The organism is Neorhizobium sp. 2083, assembly GCF_031455615.1.
Taxonomy (GTDB): Bacteria; Pseudomonadota; Alphaproteobacteria; order Rhizobiales; family Rhizobiaceae; genus Neorhizobium.
On sequence record NZ_JAVDTC010000003.1, the window covers coordinates 534559 to 548569 of the forward strand.

Sequence of the window (14011 nt, forward strand, 5' to 3'; positions counted from 1 at the left end):
CTTGCTTCCCACAGGCAGGATAAGCATGTCCCCATCGATCTCTTCTCCCGTGCAACGCCGCGCCACATCGATCTGGCGTTCCGAGTGGCTGCTGCCCTACCTGCTGCTTGCTCCCGCCGTCGTGGTCACCGTCGTCATCGTCTTCATGCCGATGCTGCAGGCGGTCTATACCAGCTTCTACGATCTCATCCTGTTCCGGCCGAATGCCAGCAGGTTCGTCGGTTTCGGAAACTATGTGAAGCTGTTCAACGACCCGGTTTTCTGGACCGCGCTCTGGAACACGATCATCTGGATCGGCCTGACCGTGCCGCTGCAGATGGGGTTGGGGTTGGTCGCAGCCCTGCTTCTCAACCGCGAATTTCCCTGGCGCGGCCTTGCTCGCGCCCTGATCATCATTCCGTGGGCATTGCCGAGTGTCGTGATCGCGTTGATGTGGCGCTGGATCTACGATCCGAATACCGGCGTGCTGAACGACATCCTCATCTATCTTTCGATCGTCAAGTCTGCTGTGCCGTGGCTGGCCGACCCGAATGTCGCGATCTACGCGATCATCGCGACGCTGACCTGGCAGGGTTTTCCCTTCTTCGCGGTGATGATCCTTGCCGGCCTGCAGGGCATTCCGCGCAGCCAGTATGAGGCGGCCTCGATCGACGGCGCATCGACCTGGCGGCAGTTCGTCCATATTACGCTGCCGGGAATCGCGCCGGTGCTGGCGACGGCCGGGCTGCTCAGGGTGATCTGGGTTGCCAATTCCATGGACGTCATTTTCGTCATGACCGGCGGCGGTCCGGGTTATGCGACGCATACGCTGCCGCTCTATGCCTTCGTCAAGGCTCGCCAGAATCTGGATTTCGGATACGGCACGTCGATCGCCGTGACCTTCACCATTCTTCTGGGTGCGTTCGTGGCTCTCTATCTCGCCCGCACCATGCGCGAGGTGGAGCGATGAGACAGCAGGGCACGTTTCGCCGGATACTCACCACCGACCTGCCGGTCCTCATGATCGTCCTTTTCGCCATGGCGCCGTTCGCGTGGATGATCCTGACGTCGCTGACGCCGACCGCCGCGCTTTCCGCTACTGGAGTATCGCTTTCACCCCGTGGCTGGAGCCTCGACAACTATGTGCGGCTGATCGAGCAGACGTCCTTCCTCAAGAACATGCTCGACAGCCTGATCATCGCGGGCGGTACCGTCGTCGTCGGCCTGATCGTTTCGGTCACGGCAGCCTATGCCTTTTCGAGGTTCCGCTTTGCGGGCCGCAAGCTGCTGATGCTGCAGTTCCTGCTGATCAACATGTTTCCGATCGTGCTGCTCATCCTGCCGCTCTTCGTGCTGATGCGCCGCTTCAACATCCTCGACACCCATTTCGGCCTCATCCTCGCCAACGCGACGGTGGCGATCCCCTTCGCGGTGTGGATGCTGACGAGCTACATCGGCGCGATCCCGAAAAGCCTCGACGAAGCGGCGATGACGGACGGGTGCTCGCGGCTGACCGCGCTACGCAAGATCGTCCTGCCGCTGACCATGCCGGGCATCATCTCCACCGGCATCTACATCTTCATCACCGCCTGGAACGAATATCTCTACGCGCTGACGCTCGGCGGGCGAAACGTGCGGCCGGTCACGGTCGCGATCCAGACGCTGATCGGCGAATACCAGATCGAATGGGGCCTGCTGGCGGCCGGGGCCGTTGTCGGCGCCATGCCCGCAACCATCCTGTTCCTTCTCGTTCAGCGCCGCCTCATCGGCGGGCTGACGCAGGGCGCGGTGAAAGGATGACCGCAAAGAATTGTTGGGCATCGCCGGTGAAACGATTGCGCAGGTTGGCGGTGCTGAAAATCGAACTTTTGAATGCGATAAAAAGGAAATGACAATGAACCCCATCGGGTTGATTTCGATGCAATATGCAAGGCCTTTCACGGCCGAGCATTTCCCGCTGTTTGAGAAGATGCGCGAGCACGGTTTTGATTTCGTGGAGCTTCTTGTTCCGGAAGTCGGCGAGCTCGACATCAGGGAAACCAAGAAGGCGCTCGACGATGCGGGGCTTGGCGTGGTGCTCGCCGCGCGCGTCAATCTGCAGCGCAATCTCGCATCGGCAGATGCCGAGGCGCATCGCGCCGGGATCGAATACCTGAAATACACGGTCGATTGCGCGGCCGGTCTGGGTGCGAAGATCGTCGGCGGTCCGCTGACCGGCAATCCGCTGGTTTTCGCCGGCCGCCCGCCGCAGCCGGTGGAGGAGACCGAGCGACTGGCCCGCAAGGAGCGCTGCGTGAGGGGCTTGAAGGAAGCCGGCGACTATGCGGGCAAGGCAGGCGTATTGCTGGCAGTCGAACCGCTGAACCGCTTCGAAAGCGATGTGCTCTGCACGACGCAGCAGGCGATGGAACTGTTGGACGCGGTGGATAACCCGGCCGTGAAGCTGATGCTCGATACGTTCCATATGCACATGGAAGAAAGCTCGATTGCCGAGGCGATCCTGCTTGCCGGTGACCGTCTCGTGCATTTCCAGGCCAATGAGAACCATCGCGGCTTTCCCGGCACGGGAATGACCGACTGGGTCGAAGTCTGCCGCGCGCTTCACGCGGTCGGCTACAGGGGGCCGGTATCGCTCGAGCCGTTCCGGCGCAACGACGACCGTTTCGGCGTGCCGTTTGCCCAATGGCGTCCGCCGCACGAGGACGAAAGCAATCGTCTCGCAGCGGCCAGCGCATTCATGAAATCCCACCTCCTGCTTACGGAATATCGTCGATGACTTTGAAAATCGGTTGGATCGGTTGCGGAATCCACGCAACCCAGATGCTGCTTCCCCAGCTCGTGCGCCATGACATCGAGCTGGTGGCGATGTGCGATATCGACGGCAAGCGCCTGAAGGATGCCGGCCGGCAATTCGGGGTGACCAATCTGACGACGGACGCGCAGACCCTGCTTTCCACCCCTGGGCTCGATGCGGTCGGCATGGCGGTCGGCCCGGATCAGCACCTCGCCTTCGGCAAGGCTGCGCTCGAACGAGGCCTGCCGGTCTTCATGGAAAAGCCGCCCTCGGGTTCCGCGGCCGGCGCGCGCGAGCTTCTGGCTGCTTCCGAGAAGGCGAAGAAGCCGTTGCTCGTCGGGTTCATGAAGCGTTATTCGATCGGCAACCGCATGGCGGCGAATATCGTCAAATCCGGCCGTTTCGGGGACGTGCTCGGCCTGACCGGCTACTACATGACGGCCCCCGGCTATTTCGCCGGCAATGTCGATTACACCGGTTTCTTTCTGCATCACTGCGTCCACTACATGGATCTCGTCTCCTTCCTGGTCTCGCCGGTTCGTTCGATCTCCGCCCGCAAGGTCGAAAAGACGCCGGGGCGGCTGCTTTTCCATGTGGCATTCGAATTCGAATGCGGAGCGATCGGCAATATCGCCATGGGTACGGTCCAGTCCCGGGGAACCCCCGTCGAGCGGATCGAACTGATGGGCGACCATCAGCGCATCGAAGTGGACGACGTGATCGAGATCCGCTGGCATCGCAACCCGCCCTTCAAGATCGACGATCTCGGCGCGACGCTGAACGAGAGTTCGGACACGCTGACCTGGAAACCGAATTTCACCGCCGCCGCCAACGAGGATCCTAAAGGGTACCATTCGCTGCTGGCGGATGTGGTTCCCGCACTCGGCGGGGCTGCAACCCCTGCGCCGACGATCGCGGATGGCGTCGTCGCCATGGAACGTCTGGAAGCGCTCCGGCGCGAACTTGCGCTCTGATGCGTCTTGGGCTTCCGGCGAAAACGGGCCTCATTCAAAGCTCGTCGGCCCGCCGAGGCGACGGCCTTTCGGCGAGACATCGCCTGAGGATGAGAGGGAGGATGCCGCCGGCGCGGAGAATCTCGACCTCGGCATTCGTTTCGATCGCGGCAGAAGCCTTGAATATGAGGGGCGAACCGTCGGTGCGTTCGAGGGTTACCGGCACATCGCAGCGCGGTGACATGATGTCGAGATCGGCGTGGATGGTGAGGACATCGCCCGAACGGAGTCCGAGCATCTGCGGCGTCACGTCCGGCGGAAGGCGCAACGGGAGGATGCCCATCCCAATCAGGTTCCAGCGGTGGATGCGCTCGAAGCTTGACGCGAGCACTGCGCGAACGCCGAGAAGAGCCACGCCCTTTGCCGCCCAGTCGCGGGAAGAACCCATTCCGTAGCGCTCCCCCGCCACGAGCACGACGGACTTTCCCTCGGCCTTGTAACGCTGAGCCGCCTCCCAGAGCGGCAGGACTTTTCCCGATCCGGCATGGACAGTGGAGCCGGGCGCGATGCCTGTTGCCAGAAGGTTGCTCACGGCCTTGTTGGTGAAGAGGCCGCGTACCATAACTTCCCAGTTTCCCCGTCGGGATGAGAAGACGTTGAGGTCGCTCGGGTTCTCGCCGCGCTCGACGAGGTACCGTCCAGCCTCGCCCTTCGCCGGGATCGCACCGGCGGGGGAGATGTGGTCGGTGGTGATGTCGTCGCCGAGAACGAGGATCGGATGCGCCTCATAGGTGCCGAGCCGGGTTCCTTCGCCGAAGCTCGCGAAGGGTGGACGCCGGATGTAGCTGGAGTGTTCATCCCAGGGAAAGAGTGTGGTCGCCGGCGCGGGAAGCTCTTTCCAGGCCTCGCTCGCCTCTGCGGCATCATAGGCGGGCGAAAAGTCACTCACGTCGGACGCAGCCAGAAGGGTTGCGTCGATCTCGGACGCGTCGGGCCAGAGCATGGACAGCGTCACCGGGGTTCCGTCTGCGGAAATGCCGATAGGATCATGGAGAATGTCGAGCTCGACTGTCCCGGCAAGCGCGAAAGCGACGACCATGGGCGGCGAGGCGAGGAACGCCGCCTCCAACTGCGGATGTACCCGGCCCGGAAAGTTCCGGTTCCCGGACAGGACGGCGACCGGAACTATGCCGCGTTCGGCCATCGCTTCGGCTATGGGCTCGGTCAGAGGTCCGGAATTGCCGATGCAGGTCGTGCAGCCATATCCGACGATGCCGAAACCGGTGGCCTGCAGGTCCGCGAGCAGGCCCGCGCGCTCGAGATAACGCTCGGCGGTCGGGGAACCGGGGGCAAGCGAGGTTTTCACCCAATGCGGCGGGCGCAGGCCGTAGGTGCGCGCCTTTCGGGCCAGGAGACCGGCGGCCACGAGAAGCCGCGGGTCTGAAGTGTTCGTGCAGCTGGTGATCGCGGCGATCGCCACGGCGCCGTCATTGGGCGCGCCCTCGACCGCGAAACTCTCCGAGGATGTCTTCATTTCCCGAACGGCCGTACGCGTCTCGCCGACCGCGATCCTGTCCTGGGGGCGGCGTGGGCCTGCAAGGCTCGGCTCGACGCTGCCGAGGTCGAGATTGACTATCGAGGTGTAGCAAGGATCGATATCGGGATCGAACCAGATGCCCGCCCGTTTCGCATAAGATTCGACGAACCGGACGTGGGCTTCGCTCCGGCCGGTTTTCAACAGGTAGTCGACTGACCTGCAATCGATCGGGAAATAGCCACTATTGGCGCCGAATTCCGGCGCCATATTGGCCACGACGGCCCGGTCGCCGGCCGTCAGGGTCGAGACGCCGGGTCCGTAGAATTCGACGAACTTGTCCTGCAGGTCGATCCGGCGCAGGAGATGCGTCACCACGAGTGCGAGATCGGTGGCGAGAACGCCTTCCTTCAGCCTCCCCGTCAGTCGGACGCCGACAACATCGGGGATGCGCAGCGTCACCGGCATGCCGAAAAAGACGCTCTCGGCTTCCAGGCCGCCCACTCCCCAGGCCAGCACGCCGATCCCGTTTATCATCGGCGTGTGGCTGTCGGTTCCGATCAGTGTGTCCGGTATCGCCCAAAGCCGGCCGTCCCGCCGGTGCGGCGTCGCGATCGTCGCCAGGCGTTCGAGATTGAGCGTATGCATGATACCGGTGCCCGGCGGATGGACCCGAAAGCCAGAGAGCGTATTCGTCGCCCATTTCATGAAGCTGTAACGCTCGGCATTGCGCTCGTATTCCCGCCGCATGTTGTGCTCGACGGCGGCCGGAGTTCCAAAAGCGTCGACAGCCACGGAGTGGTCCGTGGAGACGTCGACGGGTACGACGGGATTGAGCCGTGCCGGATCGCCACCGGCCTCCGCCAACGCGGAGCGCATGCCGGCAATGTCGACCAGGGCCGGGCCGCAGGTCGTATCGTGCATCAGGATGCGGTTCGGCAGGAACGGAATTTCGACGTCGCTCCGGCCCGTCTCCAGCCATTCGATCATCGCGGCTCCGGCCCGCGATGCATCGTCACCGGCCGTTCTCAGGAGGTTTTCCAGTAGAATCCGGTGGATATACGGCATGCGCACAAGATCGCCGCCGGCCGCGGCGGGAAGGTCGATCAGGTCATAACTTACGCCATCGATTTCGATCGTCGTGCGCATGTGCTTGGCACTGCCTTCCGTTGTCCGACTACAGCATCTTCAATCCGGCGGCGATCGTCGAGAACAGAGTGTCGATTTCCGTCCCCGAAATGACCAGCGGAGGGGAGAGGACGAGCGTATTCGCCACCGGGCGTATCAGCACGCCGCGCTCGAAGCAGTAATCGTAGACTTTCTTGGCCATCGCTTTGCCGCTCGCTACGTCGTCGCCAAGTTCTATCCCGGCAAGCAGGCCGAGATTGCGGATATCCGCCACGCCGGAAAGGCCCTTGAGGGCATGGGCCTGTTCCTGCCAGACCGGTTCGACTGCCGCCGCATGCTCGAATACGCCTTCATCGATGTAGACGTCCAGTGCCGCAAGCGCCGCCGCCGACGCCAGCGGATGGCCGGAATAGGTATAGCCGTGGGAAAATTCCACCGCCCCCTGCGGCGCGATTTCCATCAGCACTTGGTAGACGTTGTTCGAGCTGATCACGCCGCCCATGGGAACGGCGCCGTTCGTCATGCCCTTGGCGATCGCGATGAGGTCGGGGGTGACCCCGAAACGGTCCGCCGCGAACGGTCGCCCGAGACGGCCGAAACCGGTGACCACCTCGTCGAAGATCAGCAGGATGCCGTGGCGCGTGCAGATTTCCCTCAGCCGCTCGAGATAACCGACAGGCGGGATCAGCACCCCGGTCGAGCCTGCGACCGGTTCGACGATGACCGCCGCGACCGTCGACGGGTCGTAGGTCTGCAACATCTGTTCGAGCGCGTTGGCGATATCAGCGCCGTGGTTCGGCTGGCCGCGGCTGAAGGCGTTGCGGGCAGGGTCGTGGGTATGCGGCATGTGGGCCGCACCCGGCAGAAGCATGCCGAACTGTTTCTTGTGCGGTCCCATGCCGGCGGCAGAAAGCCCGCCGAAGCCGACGCCGTGATACCCGCGCTGGCGGCCGATGATCCGCTGCCTCTGCCCCTCGCCGCGGGCATGGTGGTAGGCAAGCGCAAGCTTGAGCGCGGTATCGGTCGCTTCCGAACCCGAATTGGTGAAAAAGACGTGGTCGAGGCCCTCGGGCACAACGGAGGTCAACCGGTTGGCATATTCGAAGGCGAGCGGATGGCCGAGCCCGAACGAGGATGCGAAATCGAGCTGCGCCGCCTGTTTCTGGATCGCCTCGACGATCTTCGGATGCCCGTGCCCGGCATTCACGCACCAAAGGCCGGCTATTCCGTCGAGCAGCTGGTGGCCGTCGCTCATGTGGTAATACATGCCCGAAGCGCCGGTGATGATCTGCGGTTTCTTCTTGAAATCCCGATTGGCCGTGAACGGCATCCAGAAGGCTTCGAGCGAATTGGCGTTGAGCTGTTGCATAAGGAGGCTTTCGTTGCTCGGTCAGAGGAGACCGGTCTTCTTGAGGAGGTCTGCGATGGCGGCGCCGACGGCCCGCGTGTTCGCCGTGTCGAGGAACAGGCATCCCCGGCATTCGGCTACCGCGCAGTAGGGATCGGCGAGCTTCTGCGTCATTCCGCAGCGTCCAGCGTGGTCGGGGCCGGCTGTATCGGCGGCATGACGTCGTCCGGAATGGGGTTGACGAAGGGATTGCCGTCGAGACGGCCCCTATGGTCCGCCTTGGCTGCCTCGACGAGGGCCGGATCGCGGATGAGATCGATGGCCGTGCTCGCCATGATTTTCGCGGCATGCGCCATGCCCTTGTGGGCGGCCGGCAGCTTGCCCTGCGCGACGAGCTGCCAGGAATGGCCGGGCGTGCCGATCGCGTAGGTCGCCCCGCGCATCTGTACCGTCGGCACCACCCAGCTGACGCTTCCCACATCGGTCGAGCCGACCATCGATCCGTCGCCTGCGTAAAGCGGCACGATCAAATCGCAGAGCGGCTCGTCCTTTTTCGGTTTGAGGTTGAAGCGGGCATAGGACGAGGCGATTTCCTCCGGCGTGAAGGTCGCCTGGAATTTCCGTGCCGTCGCCCTGTCGGCTTCGTCGAAGACAGGAGGGCCGAGGCGTTCGAGCTGCGCATGCATGCACTGCTCCAGCGGCTCGTTGCCCATCAGGTTGGCGTCGCCGGAGATGATTTCCTGCCGCATGGTCGTTTCAGTCATCCAGGCCGCCCCCTCCGCCACGCGCTTGACGCGGGCGACAAGCGAAAGGAGCTCGGGAAGCGTTCTGGCCCGCACGAGATAGCGCACCGTCGCATTGGCCTGCACCACGTTGGGCGCCGATCCACCGGTGTCTGTGATTGCGTAGTGGATACGGGCGGTTGTCGGCATATGCTCGCGCAAAAAATTAACGCCGACATTCATCAGCTCGACGGCATCGAGGGCGCTGCGCCCGAGATGCGGCGTTGCCGCGGCATGCGAGGCGCGGCCTGAGAAGTGGAAGTTCATCTCGCTGCAGGCTAGCGAGATCGGGTTGTTGACGCCGCTGAAGGCGGCGGGGTGCCAGGAGATGGCGATATCGACATCATCGAAGACGCCGGCACGCACCATGAAGCCCTTCGAAGACCCGCCTTCTTCGGCGGGGCAGCCGTAATAGCGGATACGCCCCTTCAGGCCGGTTTCGGCGAGATAGTCCTTCACCGCGGCCGCGGCGAGCATCGAGCCGGCGCCCAACAGATTGTGGCCGCAACCGTGGCCGTGGCCGCCGAAAACGACCGGCCGCTGCTCGGCGACGCCGGCCTCCTGGCTGAGGCCGGGCAGCGCGTCGTATTCGCCGAGGATGGCAATCACCGGCCCGCCTTCGCCGGCCTCTCCCATGACGGCGGTCGGAATGCCGGCGACATTGCGCTCGATCCTGAAACCCTCTGCCTCCAGAAGTCGCAGATGTTCGGCTGAGGAGCGGAACTCTTCATAATTGATCTCCGGCATATCCCAGACGCGGTCGCTGAGCTCGAAAAAAGCCGGGCTTTTTTCGTCGACGGTTGTCCAGATGGATTCGGAATTCTGCATCGCGTCTTCCTTCTTGATCAGTGCATGTCGCTCAGGACAGGCGCCAGCCGCTCCAGAGCCCAGTCGATCTGGTCCCGTTCGATCACCAGGGGCGGCGCAAGACGGATGGTGTGATCATGCGTCTCCTTGGCAAGGATGCCCGACTGGCGGAGCGCCTCGCAATAACGGCGCGCACCACCGGCCTCCGGGTGCAGCTCGATGGCGAGCATCAGGCCGCGCCCGCGCACGTCGCGGACGATGTTGCTGCGGATGTCCTTGAGCCCTTGCAGGAAATATTCACCCTGCACCGCGGCGTTCTCGATCATGCCTTCCTCGGTAAGCACCTTCAGCGCCGCCCGCGCGACCGCGCAGGCCAGCGGGTTGCCGCCGAAGGTCGAGCCGTGCTGCCCCGGTTTCAGCGTACCGAGCACCTCATTGTTGGAAAGCACGGCGGAGACCGGATAGAAGCCGCCCGACAATGCCTTGCCGACAAGCGTCACATCCGCCTCGATCGCTTCGTGTTCCTCCGCGAGGAGCTTGCCGGTGCGCCCGAGGCCGGTCTGGATCTCGTCGAGAATCAGCATGACATTGTTGGCCGTGCAGACCTCGCGAACCCTTGTGAAATAACCGGCAGGCGGGATCAGCACGCCGGCCTCCCCCTGGATCGGCTCCACCAGGAACGCGACGGTGTGGTCGGTGATCGCCTGTTCGAACGCCTCGATATCGCCGAACGGGATGACCCGGAAACCGTGCAGGAAGGGGCCGAAGCTCTTTCGTGCCGTCTCGTCGGTGCTGAAGCTGATGATGCCGAGTGTCCGGCCGTGGAAATTGTTGGCGCAGACGATGATTTCCGCCCTGTCCTCCGGGACGCCCTTAACCTCGTAACCCCACTTCCGCACGGATTTGATGGCCGTTTCGACCGCCTCGGCGCCACTGTTCATGGGAAGGATACGGTGCGACCGGGTCAGTGCGGCAAGCTCCTCGTAGAACAGCGCGAGCTGGTCGTTGCGGAAGGCGCGCGACGTCAGCGTCAACTTGCCCGCCTGCTCGACCATGGCGGCGAGGATCCTGGGATGGCAATGGCCCTGGTTCACGGCCGAATAGGCGGACAGGCAGTCGAGATAGCGGTTCCCATCGGTATCCCAGACATGGACGCCGGCGCCGCGCGCGAGGACGACGTCGAGCGGCTTGTAGTTGTTGGCGCCGAGCCGGCCCTCAATAGCGATGAAGTCTTCCGTCAACATTGTGGATTTCTCCATTGTGGATTTCTCCTGGGGCCGGGGAGGCTCTACCTGGCGATTTGCCTGCTCTTGTTACGCAGCGATGCCCAAGGTCGGCGTGGCCGCGAGGAGTGCCTGCGTATAGTCGTGGCGCGGATGGTCCAGAACCTCGGCAGTACTGCCTTCCTCGACGATCAGACCCTGCTGCATGACGACGATCCGGTCGGCGACACGGGAGACGGCGCCCAGATCGTGAGAGATGAACAGGCAGGCGAAGCCATGGTTTTCCTGCAGTTTGCGGAAAAGATCGAGAACCTGCTTCTGGATCGTCATGTCGAGCGCCGAAACGGGCTCGTCGGCAACGACGAAGGCGGGATTGCGGATCACCGCCCGGGCAATTGCGACGCGCTGTCTCTGGCCGCCGGAGAGCGCATGCGGGAAACGGTCGCCAAGCCCGGCAAGGCCCACTTCGGCAAGCATGGCGCTCACCCGCTCGGCCTTTTCCGCTCGGCTGAGTTTCGCACCGTGGGCCAGCGGTTCGCCGACGATTTCGGCAATCTTCTGGCGCGGATCGAGGGAGGAATAGGGGTCCTGGAAGACGAGCTGGCATTGCAGGCGGTAGTCGCGCGCGGCAGGGCGATCGGCTGCCGCCATGGAGCGCTCCCGAAACAACACGTCGCCGCCTGAAAGCGGCAGCAGGCCGAGCATCGCCCGGCCAAGGGTCGTCTTGCCGGAGCCGGAGCCGCCGACCACGGCAACGACTTCACCAGGGCGCACACCGAGCGACACGCCACGCACGGCGAGTTTCTTTTCCGCGGTGCTGAACATGTTGCCGGCGCCGGAGAACGTCACCTCGACATTGCGGGCCTCGATCAGCGGCGCGGCCTCGGCAACCGGCTTGCGGCCATGATCGCGTTTCGGCAGCGCGTCGATCAGGGTACGGGTATATTGTTCCTTCGGATGGTGAAGCACGTCTTCCACCGGTCCCGTCTCGATCAGCCTGCCGCGTTCGAGAACGATGACCTTCTTGGCGTATTGCGCGACCAGGCCGAGATTGTGGGTGATCAGCAGCACGGCGGTGCCGAAGGTGCGGGTAAGGTCCACCATCACCTCCAGAACCTCGCGCTGGGTCAGCGTATCGAGTGCGGTGGTCGGCTCGTCGGCGATCAGCAGCTTCGGGCGCAGAAGCATGACGGAAGCGAGCATGATGCGCTGACGCATGCCGCCGGAGAATTGATGGGGGAAGGCGGCGAGGCAGGCCTCGGCGTTGGGGATCTTCACGCGTTCCAGCATTTCGGTTGCCCGCGCAAGGGCAGCCTCGGTACCGAGCTTCTCATGCAGCCGCAGCCCTTCGACAAGCTGCGCGCCGATCGTCATCGCCGGGTTGAGCGATACCATCGGTTCCTGAAAGACCATGCCGATCTTCGCGCCACGAACCTGGCGCACCTCGAGATCCGACATCTTCAGGACGTCGCGGCCTTCAAACAGGATCTCACCGCCCACAGGGCTGATCGCCTTCGGGAGAAGGCGCATGGCGGCACGCGCCGCGACCGTCTTGCCGCTGCCGCTTTCGCCGACCAGCGCGACGATACCGCCGGCCTCGACGTCAAAAGAGACGTCGTGCAGGACCGGATGGCCATTGGATGTCGCGACGCGGAGATTGCGGACGCTCAGCAGCGGACGGGAAGTTTCGGGGATCATCACCGTTGCTCCATTCTCGGATCGAAGCGGTCGCGCAAGGCATCGCCCAGCAGATTGATGCCGAGCAGCGTCAGCGAGATGCAGATGCCGGGGGCAAGCCCAAGCCACGGGGCCTTCTCGATATAGGTACGCGCCGCCGACAGCATGTTGCCCCAGGTGGGCGCCGGTGGCGGAACACCGAGCCCGAGGAAGCTCAGGCCGCTTTCCGCCAGCACGACCCAGCCGAACATCGACGTGGCGAGCACGACGATCGGCGCCAGGCAGTTCGGCAGGATATGGCGGAACATCGTGGTCAGCTCGGAATTGCCGATGACGCGCGAGGCCTCGACATATTCACGCTCTCTCGCCGACAGCACGCTTGCGCGGACGATGCGCAGCACCGATGGCGCATAGGCGATGCCGAGAGCGAGGATGATGCCGTATTTGTTCGGACCGGAAATCACCATCAGGCCGAGCGCCAGCAAGGTGCCGGGAAAGGCGAGCAGCGCGTCGCTGAAGACCATCAGGATGCGGTCTGCCAGCCCTCTTGTATAACCGGCGATCAGGCCGGTGATCGTGCCGGCGGTGACCGCGAAGGCGACGGTCAGGATGGCGACGGTCATGCTCTGCACGGCGCCTGTCATCAGGCGCGAGACGACATCGCGGCCGAATTCGTCGGTACCAAGCCAGAATTGCGCCGATGGCGGTTTCAACTTGGCGACGAGCTTGATCGCCGCTGGATCGTACGGCGTCCAGAACAGCGCAAGCAGCGCCATTCCGCCGATGAAGACCAGCAGGAGAGAGCCGATGATGAGGTTTGCCGGCTGCCTGATCATGAAGCGGTGACCCGCGGATCGAACAGCGGATAGCAGAGATCGACGATCAGATTGACGATCACGTAGATCAAGGCCGTGAACAGAAGACATCCCTGTACCACCGGATAGTCGCGAGCGAAGATCGCATCGACGAGAAGACGCCCCAGGCCGGGCAAGGTGAAGACGGTTTCCAGCACCGCAATGCCGCCGAGCAGCCCGCCGAGCACCAGCCCGATCATCGTCCAGGTCGGAGCGAAGGCATTCGGCAGCACATGGCGAAGCAGGACCTTGCGTTCCGAAAGCCCCTTGGCGCGTGCATGCATGACATATTCCAGCCGCAGGATTTCGATGGCGCTGGCACGCATCATGCGGGTCAGCACGCCGACTTCGATCAGCATCAGCGTCACCACCGGCAGGATCACATAGGTAATGGCGGTCCACGGCTTTTCGGTGAACGGCACATAACCGACGACCGGCAGCCATCCGAGCTTGAGGCCGAAGACCAGCAGCAGCACGAGGCCGAGCCAGAAGCTCGGAACCGACATCAGCAGCGTCGATGCCGCCACGATGGCGACGTCCACATGGTCGTTCTGCCGCCATGCCGCGATCAGGCCGGCCGGAACCGCGATCAGCGTCGCAAGCGCCACGGCGACCAGCACGATCGTGGCGCTGACCTGGAACCGGTCGAGCATCAGCAGGAGGACCGATGCGCCGTTGGAGATCGAATGACCGAAATCGCCCCGGAGCACATTGCCGAGCCAATAGAGGAACTGCAGCGGCACCGGCTTGTCGAGGCCGAGATTGGCGCGCAGATTCGCCAGTTCTTCGGGGCTGGCGCTATCGCCGAGGATCAGCTGGGCGGGATCGCCGGGGATCATCCGCACCAGGAAGAACACCATCACGGCCACGATCAGGAGCGTCGGAAGCGTCCATAACAGACGCTTCGCGACATATTTCGAAAGGGCATGCAT

The 14011-nt window shown here is 63.5% G+C and carries 12 protein-coding genes; 4 read left to right on the forward strand and 8 right to left on the reverse strand.

Annotation, left to right across the window (positions count from 1 at the left end; translation table 11 throughout):
- Positions 1 to 25 precede the first annotated feature (25 nt).
- The 4 genes from J2X76_RS15280 to J2X76_RS15295 all read left to right on the forward strand — a co-directional run bounded on the left by J2X76_RS15280 (position 26) and on the right by J2X76_RS15295 (position 3747).
- Positions 26 to 949, forward strand: a complete 924-nt coding sequence (locus J2X76_RS15280) for a sugar ABC transporter permease (RefSeq protein ID WP_310217625.1) — start codon at positions 26 to 28, stop codon at positions 947 to 949.
- Entirely contained in the window at positions 946 to 1779 is an 834-nt protein-coding gene (locus tag J2X76_RS15285; protein WP_310217628.1) for a carbohydrate ABC transporter permease, read from the forward strand. The genes J2X76_RS15280 and J2X76_RS15285 overlap by 4 nt, the downstream gene beginning before the upstream one ends.
- Before the next feature lie 94 nt (positions 1780 to 1873).
- On the forward strand, positions 1874 to 2755 hold the full coding sequence (locus tag J2X76_RS15290) for a sugar phosphate isomerase/epimerase family protein (protein WP_310217630.1): 882 nt from the start codon (positions 1874 to 1876) through the stop codon (positions 2753 to 2755).
- A complete protein-coding gene (locus J2X76_RS15295; RefSeq protein ID WP_310217632.1) occupies positions 2752 to 3747 on the forward strand; it encodes a Gfo/Idh/MocA family oxidoreductase in 996 nt (331 codons plus the stop codon). The genes J2X76_RS15290 and J2X76_RS15295 overlap by 4 nt, the downstream gene beginning before the upstream one ends.
- A 34-nt stretch (positions 3748 to 3781) precedes the next feature.
- Here the strand turns inward: J2X76_RS15295 and acnA are convergent, their stop codons facing one another.
- The 8 genes from acnA to J2X76_RS15335 form a co-directional block, all read right to left on the reverse strand.
- Positions 3782 to 6409 carry an aconitate hydratase AcnA gene (acnA, locus tag J2X76_RS15300; protein WP_310217635.1) on the reverse strand — a complete coding sequence of 876 codons (2628 nt, stop codon included), beginning with the start codon at positions 6407 to 6409 and terminating at the stop codon, positions 3782 to 3784.
- A gap of 28 nt (positions 6410 to 6437) precedes the next feature.
- Positions 6438 to 7757, reverse strand: coding sequence for an aminotransferase class III-fold pyridoxal phosphate-dependent enzyme (locus J2X76_RS15305; RefSeq protein ID WP_310217636.1), 1320 nt, complete (start codon positions 7755 to 7757; stop codon positions 6438 to 6440).
- A gap of 21 nt (positions 7758 to 7778) precedes the next feature.
- Positions 7779 to 7910 carry a hypothetical protein gene (locus J2X76_RS15310; RefSeq protein WP_310217638.1) on the reverse strand — a complete coding sequence of 44 codons (132 nt, stop codon included), beginning with the start codon at positions 7908 to 7910 and terminating at the stop codon, positions 7779 to 7781.
- Positions 7907 to 9346, reverse strand: a complete 1440-nt coding sequence (locus J2X76_RS15315) for a M20 family metallopeptidase (protein ID WP_310217640.1) — start codon at positions 9344 to 9346, stop codon at positions 7907 to 7909. The genes J2X76_RS15310 and J2X76_RS15315 overlap by 4 nt, the downstream gene beginning before the upstream one ends.
- Before the next feature lie 17 nt (positions 9347 to 9363).
- A complete protein-coding gene (rocD, locus tag J2X76_RS15320) occupies positions 9364 to 10569 on the reverse strand; it encodes an ornithine--oxo-acid transaminase (RefSeq protein WP_310218062.1) in 1206 nt (401 codons plus the stop codon).
- 69 nt (positions 10570 to 10638) lie between these two features.
- Positions 10639 to 12246, reverse strand: coding sequence for an ABC transporter ATP-binding protein (locus J2X76_RS15325; protein ID WP_310217642.1), 1608 nt, complete (start codon positions 12244 to 12246; stop codon positions 10639 to 10641).
- Positions 12246 to 13061, reverse strand: coding sequence for an ABC transporter permease (locus J2X76_RS15330; RefSeq protein ID WP_310217644.1), 816 nt, complete (start codon positions 13059 to 13061; stop codon positions 12246 to 12248). Before J2X76_RS15330 ends, J2X76_RS15325 begins: the two co-directional genes overlap by 1 nt.
- The gene (locus J2X76_RS15335; RefSeq protein WP_113127675.1) at positions 13058 to 14011 is read right to left on the reverse strand and encodes an ABC transporter permease; all 954 of its coding nucleotides are present in this window, start codon (positions 14009 to 14011) and stop codon (positions 13058 to 13060) included. Before J2X76_RS15335 ends, J2X76_RS15330 begins: the two co-directional genes overlap by 4 nt.